The organism is Telluria sp. RT2P19 (genome assembly GCF_059685725.1).
The window spans coordinates 438,860-458,671 of sequence record NZ_JCASIL010000001.1 but is presented as its reverse complement, the minus strand read 5'-3'; the positions used below and the strand labels follow the sequence as shown (position 1 = coordinate 458,671).

The following is a 19,812-nucleotide window of genomic DNA, read 5'->3' as shown; positions in this document are numbered from 1 at the left end:
CGACACCATCTCCTTATTGTCCAGGCCCTTGAAGCGGCTGTCGAAGTTCGCGATCTTGAGCGGCTTCGCCGTCGACAGGCTGTGGATGGCGACCACGCTGGTCCCGCCGCTGCCCAGGTAGACGATGCCCCACTCGGCCTTGCCGGTCAACGGATCGACGTAGACCTTGCGCAGGTGGCGCCGCACGGCGGGCGAGCGCGGGTCCTTCAGCAATTCGGCCAGCGACGGCGGATAGGGCGAGGCGCCGCGCGGCGTGGCGGCGGCGTAGCTGTCCAGCGCCGCACTGAAGGCGGCGCCGATCTCCAGCAGTTCTTCCTCGGCCGCGGCGCGCTGCAGGAGCGAACCGATCTTGAGCGTGGCCGCGCCCACCAGCCCGATGATAGCGACAAAGATGATCAGGCCCAGGTAAGTGAAGCCCGACTCGCGCCTGGCGCGCATCACCACTCCAGGTAGGGACGCCCGCGCCGGTCGTTGCCCGGCGCGCCGCTGCGCACATTCGAGAATCCCCCCTGCTCGCCTTCTTGCGGCGCCTCGAGCACCCAGGTCTCGCGGCTTTCGGTGATCGGGTCGAGCGGGATCTCGCGCAGGTATCTCTCTTCCACCAGCTGCTCGAGCGATTCGGGATAGCGCCCGGTGTCGGAACGGTACTGGTCGACCACGGTGCGCGTATTGCGCAGGTTGTCCGCCAGGATCGTCTCTTTCGCGCCGTCGATGCTCGGAAAAAAGCGCGGCATGGCGAGCGTCAGCAACAGGGCCACGATGCCCAGCACCACCAGCAATTCGATCAGCGTGAAGCCGCGCGCGGGTTTCATCCGGTTCACCATTTATTGTAGGGGATGCCGTTCAGGCCCACCCGCTCCGAGGTCGAGTACACATCGTAGACGTCGTCGCCCTCTTTCGGCTCGTCGGCATCGCTGGCATAGCTGCGCTTGCCCCAGGTGGCGGCGTCAGGCAGCTCGGCATCGCGATTGAACGGGTCGCGCGGCAGGCGCCGCAAAAAATAGATCCTGGCCTGCTTCGGCCTGCGCAGGTCGGGCACGCCCTCGACCAGCAGCTCCAGGCGTTCCGGGTAGCCGCTGGCGTCGGCCGCTTTCGTCACCCGGCCTTCGTCCCCGGCCTTCTTGAACGCGTCCAGGCCCTGGCGGATCTCGCGCAGCGCGCGCCGCAATTCCTGCTCGTCGCGGCGCTGCACCGTGACCTCGGCTACCGGCAGCACCAGGGTCCCCAGCAGCGCGAGGATGGCCAGCGTGACCAGCAGCTCGATCAGCGTGAAACCCTTGCGCGCGGCCAGGACGTTCATCGTTGCGGCAGCGGCGGATTGACGCCCGGCGGATAGGCGGCCTGCTGGAGCTCGGGTTCGGGTGCGGCCGGCTCGGGCGTCGGCGCGGGCACCGGGGCGCCCGGCGGCGCCGACGGCGGCGAACCCAGTTGCGGCGTGGCCGGCAGCGCCGACGGCGGCACCGAGAAGCTCGGGGTCGCGTCCGGCGGCGGGGCCACCGGCGTCGTCTCGACCGGCGCCGCCTGCGTTGGTCCCGGCGCGCGGATCGGCGATCCCGTGACCTGCACGCGCACGGCATTGTCCGGACGGCGGCGGAAGCTGGCCTCGGTGCCGGCGCCGAACTCCGACGCCGACGCCGGCGGCCGCTGCACCGCGCGCACGATGTGCGGCGTGATCGACAGCACGATCTCGGTGCGGTCGCGCTGGTCGCGCTGGCTGCCGAACAGCCGGCCGACGAGCGGCAGGTCGCCGATGCCCGGCACCTTGGTGCCGCTGCTGCGGTCTTCGTTGTTGATCAGGCCCGCCAGCACCTGGTTCTCGCCGTCCTTCAGTTGCAGCAGGGTGGTGGCCGAGCGGGTGCCGATGCGGTAGGCCACGGTGCCGCTGCGGGTCTCGACCGACTCGCCCAGGCTGCTGACCTCGAGCCCGATGCGGATCGCGACCTCGTTGTTCAGGTGGATGACCGGTTCGACATTCAGGGTCAGGCCGACGTCGATGTAGTTGATGTTCTCGGAAGCGAAACCGCCGATGCCCGACGATACGGTGGCCGAGATGTTCGGGATCTTGTCGCCGATGACGACCTTGGCTTTCTCCTTGTTGCGCACGCGGATGCGCGGATTGGCCAGGGTATTGGTGTCGCCGTCGGTCTTGTTGGCGCTGAGCGAAGCGCCGATGCCGTTTACCGCGATATTGCCGCTGTTGAAGGTACGCAGGTCGTCGATCGTCAGCGGCGAACCGTCCAGCGTCTGCAGCGGCGCGAACGAGAGCCCGGTCGGCCAGTTGACGCCGAGGTTCATCACGCTGCTGCGCCGGATCTCGAGCACCTCGACGTCGAGCATGACCTCGGGCTCGGGCACGTCTTGCAAGGCCACCAGCTGGGTCGCGATGCGGATCGCTTCCGGGTTGTCGCGCAGGATCACCAGGTTCAGCTTCTCGTCGACCACCACGTCGCGCGCCTTGAGGATGGTCTTGAAGGTGTTGGCGATGCTCTTGGCTTCGGCATTGGCCAGGAAGAAGGTCTTGACCGTCATCTCCTGGTATTCGCGCACCTTGGCCGCCACGTTCGGGTAGATCAGGATCGTGTTGCCGTCCATGACCTGGCGCTCGAGCTGGTTGGTCATCAACAGGTAATATACCGCCGCCTCGACCGTGCTGTCCTTGAGGAAGATCGAGGTGCGGGTATCGGCCTTGACGTCCTTGTCGAAGATGAAGTTCAGGCCCGAATGGCGCGCGATGACTTCGAATACCTGCTTGAGCGGCGCGTCGCGAAACTCCAGGCTGATCGGCTTGCCGTAGCTGGCCGCCAGCGCCGCCTGCGCCTTCGGCGCAGCCGCCGCTTTTTCTTCGACCTCTTGCATCAGCTGGCGCGCCGCCTCGTGCGAAGGGCGCTCGGTGAGCACCGCCCCCAGCTTGTGGCGCGCGGTGTCCGGGTCGTCCTTGTCGAGCGCGGACCTGGCCTCGCCGATGGCCGCGGCGTGGCGGCGCTCGGCCTCGACCTGGCGCAGGCCGGCGCGAGCGCGGTCGTTGACCGGATCGATCGCCAGCACGCGCCGGTACTCCTGGGTCGCCAGCTCCACCTGGCCGGCCGCCAGCGCCCGGTCGGCCTGTTCCACGATCCGCACGGTGGCGGCATCGCGCGCGCGCAGCCAGGCCGCCTTGTAGACCGGGTTGTCCGGTTCGGACGCCAGCGCTTCCTGGTACTTGGCCAGGCCGGCGCCGACCTGGTCCTGCGCCACCAGCGCATTGCCCTCCTGGTAGGCGCGCTGCGCCGCACACCCTGCGAGCAGCAGTGGCAGCACGAGCATCGCCAGGCCTTGAATCCGGGTTCGCACCATCAGTCGAATACTCCAATATTGAGCTGCTGGGCTTGTTCCAGCGGCAGGTAAGTCAGGGTCAGCACCGGTGGACGGATCGCGTCGACGCGGTAGGTGCCGTCGATGGTGATGCCATCGCGCACGAGATAGGTGTGGTCGCCGCGCGCCAGGTAGATTTCCCATACGCCGTCCTGCAGCGACTTGCCGAGATAGGTGAACGGCAGCGGCGGCGCGCTCGGCGGCGGGGGCGGTGGTGGCGGCGCGTTCGATGGCGGCGGCGGTGGCGGAGTCCAGTCATGGCGCGCGAACAGGCCATTGTCGCCGTCTCCGAAGCGCTCGCCCTCGGCGCCGATCAAGGCCTCGCGCGGGATGAGGCGCGCGATCGCGATGTTGTCGCTGCTTTTGCGCGCGGACGGCGCGGCGCCCGCTGCTGCGGCGGCAGGCGGCGCGGCGCGCTCGACCGGCTCGGCCAGTCCGGTGTCCGGCGCATTGTCGCCAAACAGCGCCAGGCCGGCGGCCAGGGCCAATGCCGTGCCCATGGCGATATGGCGCGGCTTCATGGCTGGCCTTTCTCGGCAAGATAGAAGGTCAGGCGCAGGCGCGCCTCGACCCCGTCCTGGCCCACGCTGTCGCGGCGGAAGGCGACGTCGTCCAGCGAGGCATGCGGGATCGCGCGCAGCACATCCATCGCGAACTGCCAGATCGCGCCGTAGCTGCCCTTCACCGGCAGGTTGACCTGGTAGGCGACCAGCTTCGCATTGCGCTCGCTGGTGGCCCGGTATTCTCCCTGGCGCAGCGCCAGTCCGTGGCGCGCGGCCAGCGCGAACACTTCCTTCAGCTGGCGCTCCACGCCGCGGCGCTCGCCCAGCGTCGCATAGAAATCCCGCAAGTTCTGGTCGCTGCCGGGCGGCGCCGCGGCCGACGCCGCGCGTGGCGCCAACGGCGTGCGCGCCGCCTGGCGCGCGGCGTCAAGGTCGGCGTTGAGCCTGGCGCGTGCCGGCACCAGGGCCAGTTGCACCGCAGCGCCAGTCAGCAAGAGCGCCAGCACCAGCGCCACCAGCGGATCGATCCGCGCCAGCAGCAGCCGCGCGCGCAGCAGCAGGCCGGCCGCCTTCATGACGCATCCCACTGCACGCTGACCTGGAACCGCAGCGGGCGGTTCGGGTCCTGCTCCATCACTTCGTGGCGCAGCAAGACCACGCTGCTGAACCACTCCTCGGCCTGCAGGCGCGTGATATAGGCCAGCATCTCGTCGCTCGAGCGCGCCTCGGCGTTGATGCGCACTGTGCGGCGTTTCGCATCCGGCTCAAGCGCCAGCAGCGCGATCGTGTTCGGCGTGGCTTCGCCCAGCGCCGCCGCCAGCTCGCGCCACGGCAGGTTCAGTTGCAGGATGGCGGCATTCACGGCCCCGGCCTGGGCCGGCGACACCGCGATCTTCGGCGTCGCCGGTGCCACCACCGGGGGCGGCGCGCTGCGTGCGGCCAGCGCCGCCTGCAGGTCACGCAGTTCTTCCTGCTGCTGCAGGTAGCGCTGGCCCATGAACAAGGCAGGGATGCACAGCGCCAGCACCGCGGGCGCCATCAACACCAGGCGCGGCGGCGCGCGAAACAGGGTACGGCGCAGGCTCGGGGGCGCGAAATCGATGCCGGTGCGCTTCATGCCGGCACCCCGGTGCGCGCCAGGCGCGCCAGTTCCGACCAGTCGTCGACCTGCTCGAGCAGGCTGCAGGCAAACTTCAGCCGCCCCGGGCTGCTGGCCCAGGCCGCGGGCGCGGCGCCGGCCAGTTGCAGGCGCTCGGGGCGAGCGACGCCGACCCGCAGCGCTTCTCTGGCCACATGGGATTCGAGCCAGTCGCGGTCGGCTCCCGCCGAGATCGGGCTGCTCCTGACTGCGGCCAGCTTGCGGCCCTCGTAGGCGGCCAGCGACAGCACGCCCCCGTGCACCAGCCCGAACCAGGCCCCTGCCCTGCGCTCGCGGCGCCAGGCGTTCATGGCGGCGACGAATTGCGGGCTGATCTCGACCAGGTGAAAGCCGTATTCACGCGCCGCGGCCGCGAGCGTGTCGAGCAAAGCCACCGGCGCCGCTGCCGCCAGGAAGGGATCGATGGCGTTCCAGTCGGCGCTGATCTTCCAGTCCGCGCATGCCGCGCCGAACAGGTGCTCGAAGCGCAGCGCGGCGGCCGCCTCCAGGTCGCCCAGCCGCGTTGCGCCCGGCGGCGGCGCGACCGGCCACAGGCGCACCAGTTCGTCGGCCAGCACGACACAAACCGGCCTGCCCTTTACCGGCACACCGGCGAACAGTGCGCGCAGTCCCTGGACCAGCGCGTCGGGGGCCGGCAAGTCGAGCGGCTGCTCGGACAGGACCAGGGACGCGGCGCGGAACAGGCGGCCGGTCTCGACCAGGGCCAGGCCATCGGCCGCCACGCCCAGGCGCAGGGCCTGTCCAAGGCGGGGAAAATGCGGCCTAGGCATGCTGGGTCACCCGCTTGATCTCGTCGATCGTGGTGGCGCCGCGCCGCACCAGGTCGAGCGCCGCCAGGCGCAGGCTGCGCGTGCCGTTGGCATGGGCCGCGGCCTTGATGCGGCGGATCGGCTGCTTGTCGACGATCAGCTCGCGGATCTCGTCGTTCAGGGTCAATATCTCGGCGATCGAGCGTCGCCCCTTGTAGCCGGTGCCGCGGCAATCGCCGCAGCCCTTGCCGCGCATGAAGCCGTAGCCCTCGACTTCGCCGTGCTGAAGGTGCACCGAGGCCAGCTCGTGTCGCGACGGTTCGTAGCGCTCGGCGCAGCGCGGGCAGCACATGCGGATCAGGCGCTGGGCCCAGATGCCGTTCAGGGCCGAGACGAAGGCGTACGGATCGATGCCCATGTGGGTAAAGCGGCCGAACACGTCGAACACGTTATTGGCATGGGCCGTGGTGAGCACCAGATGACCGGTCAGCGCCGACTGCACCGCGATCTCGGCGGTCTCGCGGTCGCGGATCTCGCCCACCATGATTTTATCTGGGTCGTGGCGCAGGATCGAGCGCAGGCCCCTGGCGAAGGTGAGGCCCTTCTTTTCGTTCACCGGGATCTGCAGGATGCCGGGCAGTTGGTATTCCACCGGATCCTCGATGGTGATGATTTTTTCACGCCCGTTGTGGATCTCGGTCAGCGCCGCGTACAGGGTCGTGGTCTTGCCCGATCCCGTGGGGCCGGTCACCAGCAGCATGCCGTAGGCTTCCTGGGCCAGCTGGCGCAACGTGGCCAAGGAAGGCGCATCGAAGCCCAGCGCCTCCAGCGTGAGCGCACCATAGGCCTCGATCATGGCGCGCTTGTCGAGAATCCGGATCACCGCATCCTCGCCGTGGATGCTCGGCATGATCGACACCCGCAGGTCGATGTCGCGCCCGCCGGCCTCGACCCGGAAGCGGCCGTCCTGCGGAACGCGGCGTTCGGCGATATCGAGTTCGGCCAGCACCTTCAGGCGCGAGACGATGTGCTCTGCCAGTTCGATGCCGCCCACGGTCGCCGCATGATCGAGCACGCCGTCGACCCGGTATTTCACGGCCAGGCCCCCGGCGGTGCTTTCCAGGTGGATGTCCGAAGCCCCGGCCTTCAGCGCATCGTACAGGGTCGAGTTGACCAGCCTGACGGCCGGGCTGCCCGCTTCCGCTACCGAGGCGAAGGACAGCACGGTGCCGGTCTTGCCGCCGCGCCGCGCATCCTGGGCGCCGCCCACCAGCATATCGACGGCGCGCACCGATTCTTCTTGCCTGGAGAGATAGGCCTGGATGTCGGCCTGCAGCGCCAGGCACAGTTCCAGGGGGCGGCTGGCGCTGGCGCGCGCCCGCGCCCCGAGCCAGGTCTGCAGGTCGAGGTCGAAGGGATCGGCCAGCACCCCGTTCAGGCGCCCGTCGGGATGGCGCAGCAGCACGCAGTGGCGCGACAGGGCCTGGGCCAGCGGCAGCAGCTCGAACGCCGGGGCCAGCGCCAGCATGGCGCCCGTCTCCACCACCGCGAGCCCGAACGGCGCGGCCAGTGCACGCACCAGGTCGCGCGGATCGCGTCCGCTCAGCGCCTCCAGTTCGGCCACCAGGCCGCGCTCCGACACGGCGGCGGCGGCGCGGGCGCGCGCCAGCAGCGCGGTGTCGAAGGGTGGATCGTTTGCCGTATCGGAGGCGAGATTCAAGGCATCTCCCCCGCCAGGTCGAAGATCGGCATATACAGCAGTACCACGACGGCGCCCACCACCAGGCCGATGGCGGCCATCAAGAGCGGCTCGAAGGTGCGCGTGAAGCGGTCGATCCAGCGCCCGATCTCGCCGTCGTAGAACGCGGCCGACTGCGTCAGCATGGGTCCCATCTCGCCGGTGCGCTCGCCCACGCGCAGCATGCGCAGCGAGATCGGCGTGGTCAAGCGGTTGGCCTCGAAGGCGTTCGACAGCGGCTGGCCGGCCTCGACCGCGGCGCGCGCGGCGGCGAGGTTGCGCGCCAGGTGGCCGGACACCATCGGCTGCACGGTCCCGATCGCAGCCACGATGCTGATGCCGCCCTCGGCCAGCATGCCCAGGGTCAGGTAGAGGCGCGAGAGCTCGAGCACGCGGGCCCGTTCGCCGATTCCCGGCAGGCGCGCCAGCAGGCGCGCCATGCCGCCGTTGCGCAGCAACTGCCGCAGGCCGGCAACCAAGCCCGCGGCCAGCAGCGCGCCAGCGGCCAGGATCGCCACGCCGTGGCCGGCCGCGAAGCGGCCCCAGTCCAGCAGCAGTTGCGACATCCACGGCAAGGTGCGGCCGGCGCCGTGATACACCTCGGCGAACTTCGGCACCACGTAGCCGATCAGGAAAGCACTCACGCCGCCGCCGACCATCAGCAGGATCAGCGGATAGATCGCGGCGCTGACGATCTTCGAGCGCACGGCGTCGGTGCGCTGCTGGTAGTCGATATAGCGCGCCAGCGCGCGCGGCAAGTCGCTGGTGCCTTCGGCGGCGCGCACGATGCCGACGTACAGCGGCGGGAACAGGGCCGCTTGACCGGCCAGCACGCTGGAGAAGCGCTTGCCCTCGCGCAGGCCGCCCAGCAGCCGTTCCAGCACGGCGCGGACCGGTGGCGCGCCTTCCTTCTCGAGCAGCGCTTCGAGGCTTTCGACGATGCCCAGGCCCGCGCTCAGGAGCGCCAGCAGCTCCTGGCTGAACAGCACCAGGGAGAGCGCCGCGCCGCGCGGGCGCGCCAGCGCCGCCCCGCGCGCCGGTTCGACGGCGCTGACGAACAGGCCGCGCGCCTCGACCTGGCGGCGCGCGTCCTGCGCATCGAGTGCGTCCACGACGACGTTCGAGATCGACATATCGGGCGACAGGGTGCGTACGGCAAACTGCATGGGATGCCCGGCCTGGTTGCGCTGAAGCCAACAGTGAAGATTCAGTTCGACGCGATATCGGCGTTATCGCCGGCGCCGCCCGGCTGTCCATCCTTGCCGAGGGATAGCACCTCGTAGTCGCCACGGGTTCCCGGCGCGCGGTACTGGTAGGTATTGCCCCAGGGGTCGGATGGAATCGCCTTCTTGAGGTAAGGGCCGTTCCACTTGGCGCCGGCGCTCGACGGCGCCGTCATCAGGGCCGCCAGGCCCTCTTCGGTGTTCGGATAGCGGCCGACGTCGAGCCGGTAGGTGTCGAGCGTCTTGTCGAATGCGTCGATCTGGGCCCGCGCCGCGGTCGTTTCGGATTTGCCGAGCTGCGAGAAGTACTTGGGGCCGACATAGGCGGCCAGCAAGCCGATGATGACGATCACCACCAGCAGCTCCAGCAGCGTGAAGCCCACGCCGCGCCGCGCACGACTGATGATGCCTGATTTCGTCGCAAGATCCACCATCAGAACCTCCCAGGTTACGTCCTCGAACGCCCGTCCCACATCCGCCGGCGCGCCGCCCACCACACCCATAGGAGAAACCAAATTTAATCCACGCAAGTTATGGAAGGTCAAGATATTGCTTTATTGGATTTTTACAATTTATTGTCTTATTTGAAATTTTTTCTTGACAACTCAAACTCCGGTACGCCGTGCCGTATCTGGCCGTACCCAAGCGGTCAAACCTCAACTACGAAGGCTGATCATGAATCGGAAATCGCAGGTGGCGTCAGCTTTTCCCGGCAGTTGTCGTGTCAAATGCGCCGGCATCGTCCTGGCCGCCCTGGCGCTAGCGGCGCCGGCCCAGGCGGGCGTCATCGGCTTCGATGCCGGTTACAGCATGCCGGTACTTCACGGCCAGGCCTGGGTCGAAACGGGTACGGCAGGCATTCGATGCCCACCATGACGATGCCGACGAAAACACCACCGTCGGCGCGATCATCGACGGCGCCGACCCATGGCCATGCGTGGCCATGGCCTGCCCCATCGGCGGCGACGGCACCTGCTACGGCGCGTTCAACGACAGTGTCGTGTGGCTGATCTCGGCGACCAGCGGCGCCGGATTCCAGTTCAAGTCGATCGACGCCAGCTTCATTGGCGCCTTCCCCGACCTGGGCGCCTACCCCGTCGTTTCCGGCCTGCTGCGCGTGCAGGCCTTCCGTGCCGACCACAGCCATGAACTGATCGACCTGCCGCTGTTCGGGCCGGGCCTGGACGGCTTCGCGTTCAGCATCTACAGCCTGCTGGAACCATGGGCCGGCATGAACTTCGTGGAAATCGCGATGTTCGGCATGGTATGCGACGCCTCGCGCAACTGCTCCGCCTTCGATTCGAACGAGGGCAATTTGCGATCGACAACATCGTACTGGGCGAGGTGCCGGAACCGGCCAGCGCCGCCCTGCTTGGCCTCGGCCTGATGGACTTGCTTGCCGGGCGGCGCCGCAACGCCGGCCTCGACGCCTGCGCCAACGCCCGCGCGACTTCCTGAGCATCGCGAACCGAACAAGGATCAGCCATGAACTTCGTCCACTCTCCGCAGCGGTGCTGCTGGCCTTCTGCAGCGCCGTGCTCGAAGCCGGCGGCGCCGGCATGATCCGGGTGGACAACGGCGGCGGCCTGGTCGCCGACATCCATGCGGTGCCGTCGGTGCCGGCGTCGCTCGGGCTGGCGCCCGGCGAAACCGGGTCACTCACCGTCACGCTGACCCGCAATGGCGCGCTTGCAGAGGCCTGGCAGTATGGCCAGCTGACCTGGAGCGACGGTGCGCACCGGGTGCAGCCCGATCGTGGCGCGTTCCGGCCGTCCATTGATCGCCCCAGTCTTCCTATCCGGCGACCGTCCGAACGGGGCCAAGCCGATGTCCATCGGCACCGGCTTCGCCGGCAAGATGAGTTCGGTGATCGGCGGCCTGAAGGCAATCGACCGTACCCAGTACACGCTCGCCCCGGCCGAGCCCGGCTCGGTGGATACCATACCGCTGATGGTTGGCGCCTGCCTGGCCAACGCCGTCGGTACGCGCATGCAGACGGTCACCTTCGGCGCCGGCGCCATGGCGGCCCGGTTCGAACTGTTCGAGCGCGATACCTCGGGCCAGGGCGCCGACGACTTCGATCTGGTGCTGATCGATGCGGCCGGCGCCGCCGTGGCCTCGTCCGCCTCGTTCGGCTCGGACGAAGCGATCGCGCTGGCGGCCCCGCCGGCCGGCGCCTATCACCTGTGCACGATCGCCTACGGCACGGCGGGCGGCCAGCCCTCGACCTACGGCCTGGATGTCGTGATCGTCAACACGAGCGACAAAGGTGGCAACCTGCGCGCCGCCGTACCGGCCACGGTGTACGCGGGCGGCATGGCCACGGTGCCGGTCAGCTGGTCGGGCCTGGCCAGCGGCAAGCGTTTCCTGGGTGCGGTGCGCCTGCTGGACAACAAGGGGGCGATCGGCGCGACCACGGTGGTGCAGGTCGAGACCAACGCGCCGCTGCCGCGGGGTGAACGCGAGCAGCGCGACAAGTTCAAGAACGGCGAACGTTGAACGATGTGGCGTGAGCGGCCAGGCCGCCCACGCGTTCACGGGCTGGATGCGTAACCGCCAGTTGGCGGCGATCACGTGGTCAAGCAGCCGGCACACCTGAGCCCAGCTGGCAGGCTCCGGCGACGCACACCGCGCCCGGATCGGGACGATGGATACAGATCGACATCTCACCGGTACGCTCGATCTCGGCCTGGCGCTCGGTCTTGGAACGTTCGGCCAGGGCAAGCAATCCCTTCTCGTCGGTCCTGGAGGTCGAGTACGGCAGGTATTCCTGAGGGCCGCCGCAGGCCAGCGCGCCGACGGGGAGCGAACGGCATTGTGCATTGTCGCTGCAGGCGGGCGTGCCGATCAGGCGCTTGATCTCGGAAACAGTAGCGCCGGGCTGGAGCGCGACAACTGGCGGCGCTCCGTCCGTGACGTGCGGTGTGGCGGACTCGGGCGCCTTGGTCGTGCAGGCGGCGGCCGCGCCGAACAGGAGGATAGTGAGAAGATTTTTCATGCAGCCATCTTGTACCGCAAGATAGAGGTGGTCAAGTAGCCAATATTAATCAACTGTTAGCAAATGTATCGACACGGTGTCGTATGGACGTTAGAGATCGTCATTTGCTCCTCCGCCCTTGGCGCGTCTTAAAATCTCCTCATGAAATGTCTATTTATCGCCGGCGAGACGCTACCACTGCCATCCCGCTCCAAAGTGGTCCGGACCAGATCCCAAGGTAGAGGCATGGTCGGGCCCGTTATAGGTCTAGCGCGCCCCGGGCTGGGCAGGACGTGGCCGGACAGCACTGGCGGTGCACGGCCGGGCGGTATAGCTAAAGAGAAAGACGGTGCGCTGCCAGTCGCGCTCGGCGACGTGCCAGCCATCGGTGGACGACCAGCTGCGCGGATTGTCGCCCCCGATTGTAGCCACCCATCAGCCAGCTGTCGCCGGCGTCGTCGGCGACGCGCATCAGGGTGATATTGCTGCCACGCCCGTCGGCGGCCGCGTGGAAGTCGAGCGAACCGTCGACTGGCTGCTGCGTGTAGATATTCTCGAGGTAGAGAGGGGCCGGCCCCGGGTCAGCGTCCGAGCTGGCCCGGGGCCGGCCGCGCAGCGGTGCATCGGTTTGCGCCACCGCCGGTGATACTGCGTGCCCACGGCGGCAACGAGTATGGCGGCCACGCCGCCCCTTACAGGATCTCGTTCATGCAACGTCAGACTGCACCTTGCATGAACAAGATCCAGGCACGCAAGCTATCCCGGCATCAGGCCCGTTTGTAGATATCCTCGAAGCGGACGATGTCGTCCTCGCCCAGGTAACTGCCCGATTGCACCTCGATGATGTGCAGCGGCAGCTTGCCCGGATTCTCGAGGCGGTGATTCATGCCGATCGGGATATACGTCGATTCGTTCTCGGACAGCAGGCTGACCGTGTCGCCGCAGGTCACGCGCGCGGTGCCCGAGACCACGACCCAGTGTTCGGCGCGGTGGTGGTGCATCTGCAGCGACAGTTTTTCGCCCGGTTTGACCGTGATGCGCTTGACCTGGAAACGCTCGCCCGCATCGATGCCCTCGTAGTGGCCCCATGGGCGGTAGACGCGGGTGTGGTGCAGGTGCTCGGTGCGTTCCTTGGAGGCCAGGTGTTCGACCACCTGCTTGACGCGCTGCACCGCGGATTTGCAGGTGACCAGCACCGCATCCTGGGTCTCGACGACGACGACGTCTTCTAGGCCGACGACGGCCACGATGCGGCTCTCGGCCCGCACCAGCGAATTCTTGACGCCATCGAGGTAGACGTCGCCGCGCTGGGCATTGCCGTTGACGTCCTTGGCCTGGGTTTCCCACAGGGCCGACCACGAACCGACATCGTTCCAGCCGATATCGGCCGGCACCACGGCCGCGTCGCGGGTGTGCTCCATCACCGCGTAGTCGATCGAATCGGACGGGCAGGCCGAGAACGCGGTTTCATCCAGGCGGCAAAAATCGAGGTCGCGGTAGGCCGCATGCATCGCCTGGTTGGCGGCGCTCGCGATGGCCGGCGCGTGTTGCTCCAGCTCTTGCAGATAGCGCGCGGCGGCGAACATGAACATGCCGCTGTTCCAGTAATAACTGCCCTCGGCCAGGAAGCCTTCTGCGGTGGCGGTATCGGGCTTCTCGACGAAGCGCGCCACCTTGTAGCATTCGCCGCAGTCGTCCACGGCCTCGCCACGGCGAATATAGCCGTAGCCGGTTTCCGGGGTCTTGGGCACGATGCCGAAGGTAGCCAGCGCACCCTTGGCCACCAGGCGGGTGGCGCGGTCGACCGCTTCACGGAAGGCTTCGCCATTCTCGATCACGTGGTCGGCCGGCAGCACCAGCATGACGGCTTCAGGGTCGATCTGCTGCAGGTGGTGGGCGGCGGCGGCCACGGCCGGCGCCGTGTTGCGGCCGACCGGTTCGAGCAGGATGCCCAGTGGCGTGACGCCAACTTCACGCAATTGCTCAGCCACCATAAAGCGGTGGTCATTGCCACACACCACGAGCGGTGCCATCACCTCCGGCCAGCCGGCCACGCGCAAGGCAGTTTCTTGCAGCATGGTTTTATCGGCAACCAGCGGCAGCAGCTGCTTGGGCAGGACCTTGCGCGACAAGGGCCACAGGCGGGTGCCGGCGCCGCCGGAGAGGATGACTGGATAGATCTTCATGCGCTGACTTTCTCTTTCTCTAACTCGTTGGTATCGTGATCCGCGACATCCTTGCGCCGGGAACGGCGACGATCGCGTGCATTCAGCCATTCTTCTGAAGAATACTCAGAAGCATGCTTCATTTCGCCTTTTCGGTCGACACTATATTCCTTAAAGACAATCATTTCATTCAATGTTACATCATGCAACACGCGTGTGTACTCGAACAGCACGCTGCGCACGATCTCGGCGCCTTCGCAGATATGGCTGCCGTGACCGATCCAGGTCGGGCCGACGATGCGGGCGCCAGCCTCCACTTTAACCCCCGAACCGATATACACAGGTCCCTCGATAGTCGTACCTTCCCAGTCGATGCTGGTGTTCAGGCCCACCCAGACGCCCGGCTTGATCTGAATGCCCGGCACGTCCATGTGGTTGACTTCGCCGGTGATGACGGACTGCAGCACTTCCCAGTAATCGCTCATCGTGCCGATGTCGAGCCAGTTGAAGGGACGGCCCTGGGCATAGAACGGCAGGCCGCGCTCGGCCAGCAGCGGGAACAGCTCGGAACCGATGTCGAACGGCACGCCGGACGGGATCAGGTCGATGACCTCGGGCTCGAAGATATAGATGCCGGTGGAGATGAAATTGGATTTCGCTTCCTCTTGGCTCGGTTTCTCCTGGAACTCGACGATGCGGCCCTCTTCGTCCGAGACCACGACGCCGTACGACGACACCTTATCCCATGGCACTTCCTTGGTGATGACGGTGGCCATGGCGCCCTTGCGGCGGTGTTCCAGCAGCGCCGCCTTGAGGTCGAGGTCGATCAGGGCGTCGCCGCACAGCACCACGGTGGTGTCGTCGAAGAAGCCGCCGAATTCCTGGATTTTCTTCATGCCGCCGGCCGAACCGATCGGTTCGGGGACGACTTCGCCGTCGTCTTTCGTATACCCCTCGAAGGAGTAGCCGATCTGGACGCCGAATTGCTCGCCCTCGCCGAAATAGTCTTCGATCTTGTCGTGCAGCCAGCTGACGTTGACCATGATCTCGGACACACCATGCTTCTTGAGGTGTTCGACGAGATAGGCCATCACGGGTTTGCCCAGCAGCGGGATCATGGGTTTTGGCAGGTCATAGGTGAGCGGACGGACGCGTGTGCCCTTGCCTGCGGCGAGAATCATGGCTTTCATTAGACTATCCTTTGCATTATTTGGCTGTGGTTTGGTAGCGCCATACGTCGACGCACATTTGAGCGACATCACGTTCGGCGGTCCAGCCCAGCTCTTCGCGCGCCAGGGCCGGATCGGCGTAGCACTTGGCCACGTCGCCCGGACGGCGATCGACGATCTGGTAGGCGACGGTCCGTCCGCTGGCCGCTTCGAAGGCGCGCACCATTTCCAATACACTGTTGCCCCGGCCAGTGCCGAGGTTGTAGGTGACGATCCCCGGGCCCTTGTTCAGGCGGTCCAGGGTCTTGACATGGCCGATGGCCAGGTCGACCACGTGGATGTAGTCGCGCAGGCCGGTGCCGTCCGGGGTGTCGTAGTCGCCGCCGAACACCGACAGCTTGTCGCGCTGGCCGTTGGCGACCTGGGCGATGTAGGGCACGAGGTTGTTCGGAATGCCGCTCGGCTCTTCGCCGATCAGGCCGCTTTCGTGGGCGCCGACCGGATTGAAATAGCGCAGCAGCGCGATGCGCCAGTCGGGCTCGGCCTTGGCCAGGTCGCGCAGGATGTCTTCGATCATCAGCTTGCTGCGGCCATAGGGATTCGTCGCCGACAGCGGGAAATCCTCGCGGATCGGCACCGAGGCCGGATCGCCATAGACGGTGGCCGAGGACGAGAACACCAGCGACTTGCAACCGAACTTGGCCATGGTCTCGAACAGCACCACGCTGCCCGTGACGTTGTTGTCGTAGTAGCGCAGCGGCTGCGCCACCGATTCGCCCACCGCCTTCAGGCCGGCGAAGTGAATGACCGCCTCGGGCTTGTGCTCGGCGAACGCGGCTTCCATGGCCGCGCGGTCGCGGATGTCGGCCCGGACAAAAGCAAACGGCTTGCCCGTGATGCGCTCGACACGCTCGCAGACCGACTGCTGGGCGTTCGACAGGTTGTCGACCACGACCACGTCGTGCCCGGCATTCTGCAGTTCGACGACGGTATGCGAACCGATATAGCCCACACCGCCAGTAACCAGAATCTTCATGTCTTTCGCTCTCTATTGAATGATATTAATGACCCATGGACCTGTGATGGCCCTTATTCTTGTAGGACGGATTCACACCCGCCACGAGCCCGGTGCATGCACTACCTGCCCCTGGCCGCTTCCTTGATCAGCAGCCAGAGATACGCCATATCCTCGATGAAGTAACGCCGGAACATCCGGCGCGGCTCTTGCAGGAAGCGGTGGAACCACTCGAGCCCGGCTTACCGCATCCAGGACGGCGTCCGCTTGACGCGGCCGGTCGCCACGTCGAAGCCGCCGCCCCCCATCGCGAACGGTATCTTCATCTCTGCCTGTTAACGGCCGAGAAATTGTTCTTTCCTGGGCGAGGAAATCGCCACGAACAGCAGGTCGGCGCGGCTGTCGGCCACCAGGCGCGCCACCGACGCTTCTTCCTGTTTCCCCCGGCCATAAGCCGTCACGCCCGCCGGCCAGCACCGGCCCGGATACCTGCGCGCGCAGGGCGCGGCCACCTCGCGCACCACCTCGGGCCGCGCACCGAGCAGGAACACGCGCCAGCCCCGTGCGGCAGCGCGCCGCATCAAGGCCGCGAACGGGTCGATGCCGGCGCCCCGCTCCTTGAGCGGCTTGCCCAGCAGGCGCGAAGCCCACGCCACCGCCATGCCGTCCACGTTCACCAGCTCATAGTCGTCGCTGCTGCGACGCAGCGCGTCGTCGCGGCTCGCCGTGACCAGCTTGTCGACGTTGACCACGACGTGCTGGCGCGGCTGCCGGAACGGAGAAACCCTCCATCACCTACGGGGTCGCTTCCAGTCAAACATTATCTATACTACAACCAAATAGCGTGACACGTCGGTTCACCACCATGGCTGCCTCCGGCCCGAAGCCTGACGTTTCCCAGCGTTAATTATTTGTCATCGACAAAGGTGATTGTAAACCTGCAGTCGATCGGAACGGCGGACGATATGGTCGTGATCCGCAGCACTTCGCAAGGCTCCCTGGATTCATAGGCGGCGGAAAACCAGCCCAGCGGAGGATTCTCGGCGCCGCGCACCAGTTCCAGGTGCAGGTCTTCTCCGCTGGCCTGCATCTGCAGCACGAAGCGCTTGCCGCGCACCGACAGGCCGTGGCTGGTCAGGCGCACGTCGAGCCCGGGGGCGAAGTGCCAGAATGTCTCGACCTTGTGCGCCTTCTTGGCCGCCACTTCATCGCGCACGCTCAAGGTGTTGCTGGCGCCGTCGAAGCGCACGCTGCGCAGGTGCAGCACCGGATCGGGCAGGCGCGCATAGCCGTCGTGCGAACCGCGGAAATCGAATTCCTGGTGCGACGCCGGCATGCGCTCGATGCTGGCGCGCGCCTTGCGCAGCCACATGAAGCGCCCGCCCGGCGTCGACTGGTCGAGGCCGTCGATCCGCACGGTATTGTGCGCCGAGGTGCCGCGGAAATATTCGCGCCACTTCTCTTCTTGCCAATATGAATAGGTCCCGGGATCGACTAGGCACGGCTCGCCCGCCACCGACAGGGTCAGCGACAGCGCATCGGCATGGCCGTGGGCGGCGATGCCGAGGTAACCCAGCGGGCCGCAGTCGAGCACGCCCTTGATCTCGTTCGTCTCGCCGAATTGGTTGCCGAACAATAAATAGCCGCCGTCCGGGAACGACCAGCCGCAGTCGACCTCATGCGGGTCGCACTCCGGCCGGCCGCCCGGCAACGCATGCAGCAGCCAGCGCACGCCCGGATGATGGTCAGGCTGGCCGCCGAATACGGTGTCGCCCAGCGCCAGCAGCTGCGCGGCGCGGTCGGGGCCGGGCCGGCCGGTGCCGGCGTGCAGGCGGAATACGCAGCCGTCGTCGGCGTCGCCCACCATCGGCAGGCCGCCGTCGACGTCGCGCACCGAGCGCAGGAAGCGCAGCGCGCGCTGCAGTACGGCCCAGTAGCTGCGCGAGAACGCCTGGCTACCCGACTTGCCGCTGGCCTGGCCCAGCAGGCCGGCGACGAACAGGAATTCGCAGGAAAACATGTGGTAGCCGAAGGCCTGCTCGCGGTTGACGCCGTCGCGCGAGAATTGCGCTTGCGCTTCTTGTTCCAGTTCGCGCCGCGCCTGCGCTTCCCAGTCCTTCGATTCCTTCCAGCATGGCCAGGTGACGGCGCCGGCGTACAGGCCGGCCAGTTCGCCGATCAGGTGGTTATTGGCCGACGAATGGCGCGACAGGTGGCGCGCGATGGTGCGGCAATGGGCGTGGATGCTGTCGAGCCAGTCGGCGCGCAGGCGGCGCCCGGCGTCGCCCTCGAACAGCGCGCTCTGTTCGCCGCCGACCAGTTGCCAGATCAGGCTCCAGTTGATGAGGCGGATGCCCATTTCCATCGAACTGGTCCAGTTGGGGCCAGTGAGCGGCGGACAGGCCTCGAACCAGCTGCGCAGGTTCTGGTCCAGGGCCTGCAACCAGCGCGGCTCGCCGCTCAGGGCCCAGGCCTGGGCCAGGGTCACCAGGTGCAGGTGGCGGTTCAGTTCCCACACATGCTTGATGTCACCCACCAGTTCGCGATCGCTGATCGCGATGTCGCCGCGGTACAGCGACGGCGCGACGACGCCGGTCTCGGGATCGCGGTTCCAGGCGGTCGGAACGCCGACGTCGAAACGGCGTTCGGCGAACAGGACGACATGGCCGGCGCAGATGCGCTCGGCGTCGAGCAGCAGCGCATCGACTTCAGGCTGCTCGAGCACGGGCGCGCCGCGCACGCCCAGCGTGAGCGCGCGTGGCAGCGGCGGCGGGGCCGTGCGTCCCGTCGCGCGCCGCGCCAGGTGGATCGCGGCTGCCTGCCGCAGCCGGTAAGCCATTTCCGGGACCGACATGCAGCGCAGCCGGTTGACGAGCCACGCCATGCGTACTGTTGCGTTCATCAAGAATCCTTCTAAGTATGTCGTCGATACCGTTGCGCTCTCTCGTCCAGCATTTGTGTATAACAAGGCGGCCCGCCGGTCGCACACCACGCCGCCCACCCAGTGTCGTTCAACTGTTGCGCGCGCCGCGCACGCCAGCCGCGCACGCAGCCCGCGGTCGTCCAGCAGGCGCCCGATGGCCAGCGCCAGAATGGGGCGTCGCGCGGCGGCACCAGCAAGCCTTCGACCCGTCGCCGACCGTCGCGGGAATCGATGCGGCCGAGGAACAGGATGCGCCCTGGCCCGGCCCGCCCGGCAACCGGTTGCGGCGGGCGGCGCACCGGATTGGGCAGCACCTCCACCCGCGCCTGCGCCCGCGGCGCGCATTCATGCTCCAGGGCGGTCCAGCCCGGCGACAAGGTGATCACGCGCGAACCCGCGTCGGGCGCGCGCCGGATCCAGCGTCGCGGCAGCGGCCCGGCTTCCAGCTGCGCAGCGGCGACGCCGCCGCCGTGCAGGTGGAGGATCGTATTCGCACCACCCCGACGCGCCAGCCACAGCGCCAGCGACTTGCGCAGGAAACCGACGCGCGATCCCGAATGGACGTGGACGTTGGCCGGACGCTCCCTGCCACCACAGGCCAGACCGGTCCGCAATAGACCTTCAACGCGGCGCCGGACTTGGCCACGCGCCCTCCATCGGCGTGGGTTGCGGCGATGCGTTCGCGCTCGAGCAGGCCGCCAGCGCGCAGCACCTCGACCATGCTGGCGATGCCTCCCCTGCCCCCCAACGCCGTTACCACCATCAGCGCGCGTGGGGACGCCGGTTTCATGCAGGCGTCCTGTTCACAGAATGTGGCGGAATCATATTCACGGCGTCAAC

General features: G+C 67.3%; 20 protein-coding genes and 1 pseudogene. 3 read left to right on the top strand and 18 right to left on the bottom strand.

Going from position 1 to position 19,812, the window contains the following annotated elements:
• Nucleotides 1–437: 437 nt before the first annotated feature.
• From AC56KW_RS01985 to AC56KW_RS01935, 11 genes are all read right to left on the bottom strand, one after another.
• Entirely contained in the window at nt 438–812 is a 375-nt protein-coding gene (locus AC56KW_RS01985) for a type II secretion system protein (RefSeq protein ID WP_497169046.1), read from the bottom strand.
• 5 nt (nt 813–817) lie between these two features.
• On the bottom strand, nt 818–1,300 hold the full coding sequence (locus AC56KW_RS01980) for a type II secretion system protein (RefSeq protein ID WP_497169045.1): 483 nt from the start codon (nt 1,298–1,300) through the stop codon (nt 818–820).
• Nucleotides 1,297–3,333 (bottom strand): secretin GspD/PilQ domain-containing protein, encoded by a 2,037-nt coding sequence (locus AC56KW_RS01975; protein ID WP_497169044.1) that lies wholly within the window; start codon nt 3,331–3,333, stop codon nt 1,297–1,299. Before AC56KW_RS01975 ends, AC56KW_RS01980 begins: the two co-directional genes overlap by 4 nt.
• Entirely contained in the window at nt 3,333–3,872 is a 540-nt protein-coding gene (locus AC56KW_RS01970; RefSeq protein WP_497169043.1) for a hypothetical protein, read from the bottom strand. Before AC56KW_RS01970 ends, AC56KW_RS01975 begins: the two co-directional genes overlap by 1 nt.
• Nucleotides 3,869–4,429 (bottom strand): hypothetical protein, encoded by a 561-nt coding sequence (locus AC56KW_RS01965; RefSeq protein WP_497169042.1) that lies wholly within the window; start codon nt 4,427–4,429, stop codon nt 3,869–3,871. Before AC56KW_RS01965 ends, AC56KW_RS01970 begins: the two co-directional genes overlap by 4 nt.
• Nucleotides 4,426–4,971, bottom strand: coding sequence for a PilN domain-containing protein (locus tag AC56KW_RS01960; protein ID WP_497169041.1), 546 nt, complete (start codon nt 4,969–4,971; stop codon nt 4,426–4,428). Before AC56KW_RS01960 ends, AC56KW_RS01965 begins: the two co-directional genes overlap by 4 nt.
• Nucleotides 4,968–5,783 (bottom strand): hypothetical protein, encoded by an 816-nt coding sequence (locus AC56KW_RS01955; protein WP_497169040.1) that lies wholly within the window; start codon nt 5,781–5,783, stop codon nt 4,968–4,970. Before AC56KW_RS01955 ends, AC56KW_RS01960 begins: the two co-directional genes overlap by 4 nt.
• Complete coding sequence (locus AC56KW_RS01950) at nt 5,776–7,482, bottom strand: GspE/PulE family protein (protein WP_497169039.1); 1,707 nt, start codon at nt 7,480–7,482, stop codon at nt 5,776–5,778. Before AC56KW_RS01950 ends, AC56KW_RS01955 begins: the two co-directional genes overlap by 8 nt.
• The gene (locus AC56KW_RS01945; RefSeq protein WP_497169038.1) at nt 7,479–8,666 is read right to left on the bottom strand and encodes a type II secretion system F family protein; all 1,188 of its coding nucleotides are present in this window, start codon (nt 8,664–8,666) and stop codon (nt 7,479–7,481) included. Before AC56KW_RS01945 ends, AC56KW_RS01950 begins: the two co-directional genes overlap by 4 nt.
• Nucleotides 8,667–8,707: 41 nt before the next feature.
• Nucleotides 8,708–9,157, bottom strand: a complete 450-nt coding sequence (gspG, locus tag AC56KW_RS01940) for a type II secretion system major pseudopilin GspG (protein WP_497169037.1) — start codon at nt 9,155–9,157, stop codon at nt 8,708–8,710.
• A gap of 325 nt (nt 9,158–9,482) precedes the next feature.
• On the bottom strand, nt 9,483–9,668 hold the full coding sequence (locus tag AC56KW_RS01935) for a hypothetical protein (RefSeq protein ID WP_497169078.1): 186 nt from the start codon (nt 9,666–9,668) through the stop codon (nt 9,483–9,485).
• Between AC56KW_RS01935 and AC56KW_RS01930 the strand changes: the two genes are divergently transcribed.
• The 3 genes from AC56KW_RS01930 (at nt 9,631) to AC56KW_RS01920 (ending at nt 11,222) form a co-directional block, all read left to right on the top strand.
• Nucleotides 9,631–10,110, top strand: coding sequence for an NF038120 family PEP-CTERM protein (locus AC56KW_RS01930; RefSeq protein WP_497169076.1), 480 nt, complete (start codon nt 9,631–9,633; stop codon nt 10,108–10,110). The two genes, AC56KW_RS01935 and AC56KW_RS01930, sit on opposite strands and share 38 nt — an antisense overlap.
• A complete protein-coding gene (locus AC56KW_RS01925; RefSeq protein WP_497169036.1) occupies nt 10,068–10,181 on the top strand; it encodes a PEP-CTERM sorting domain-containing protein in 114 nt (37 codons plus the stop codon). The genes AC56KW_RS01930 and AC56KW_RS01925 overlap by 43 nt, the downstream gene beginning before the upstream one ends.
• 273 nt (nt 10,182–10,454) lie before the next feature.
• Nucleotides 10,455–11,222, top strand: coding sequence for a hypothetical protein (locus tag AC56KW_RS01920; protein ID WP_497169035.1), 768 nt, complete (start codon nt 10,455–10,457; stop codon nt 11,220–11,222).
• Nucleotides 11,223–11,301: 79 nt separating this feature from the next.
• Here the strand turns inward: AC56KW_RS01920 and AC56KW_RS01915 are convergent, their stop codons facing one another.
• From AC56KW_RS01915 to AC56KW_RS01885, 7 genes and pseudogenes are all read right to left on the bottom strand, one after another.
• Nucleotides 11,302–11,721 carry a hypothetical protein gene (locus AC56KW_RS01915; protein WP_497169034.1) on the bottom strand — a complete coding sequence of 140 codons (420 nt, stop codon included), beginning with the start codon at nt 11,719–11,721 and terminating at the stop codon, nt 11,302–11,304.
• Nucleotides 11,722–12,467: 746 nt separating this feature from the next.
• Nucleotides 12,468–13,886: a mannose-1-phosphate guanylyltransferase/mannose-6-phosphate isomerase gene (locus tag AC56KW_RS01910; RefSeq protein WP_497169033.1), complete on the bottom strand. Its 1,419-nt coding sequence runs from the start codon at nt 13,884–13,886 to the stop codon at nt 12,468–12,470.
• Nucleotides 13,883–15,055, bottom strand: a complete 1,173-nt coding sequence (locus AC56KW_RS01905; protein WP_497169032.1) for a nucleotidyltransferase family protein — start codon at nt 15,053–15,055, stop codon at nt 13,883–13,885. Before AC56KW_RS01905 ends, AC56KW_RS01910 begins: the two co-directional genes overlap by 4 nt.
• A gap of 16 nt (nt 15,056–15,071) precedes the next feature.
• Entirely contained in the window at nt 15,072–16,070 is a 999-nt protein-coding gene (gene galE / locus AC56KW_RS01900) for a UDP-glucose 4-epimerase GalE (RefSeq protein ID WP_497169031.1), read from the bottom strand.
• A gap of 101 nt (nt 16,071–16,171) precedes the next feature.
• Nucleotides 16,172–16,801 (bottom strand): annotated as a pseudogene (locus AC56KW_RS01895) (WecB/TagA/CpsF family glycosyltransferase).
• A gap of 155 nt (nt 16,802–16,956) precedes the next feature.
• On the bottom strand, nt 16,957–18,951 hold the full coding sequence (locus AC56KW_RS01890; protein WP_497169030.1) for a heparinase II/III domain-containing protein: 1,995 nt from the start codon (nt 18,949–18,951) through the stop codon (nt 16,957–16,959).
• A gap of 11 nt (nt 18,952–18,962) precedes the next feature.
• Entirely contained in the window at nt 18,963–19,586 is a 624-nt protein-coding gene (locus AC56KW_RS01885; protein WP_497169029.1) for a hypothetical protein, read from the bottom strand.
• Nucleotides 19,587–19,812 lie beyond the last annotated feature (226 nt).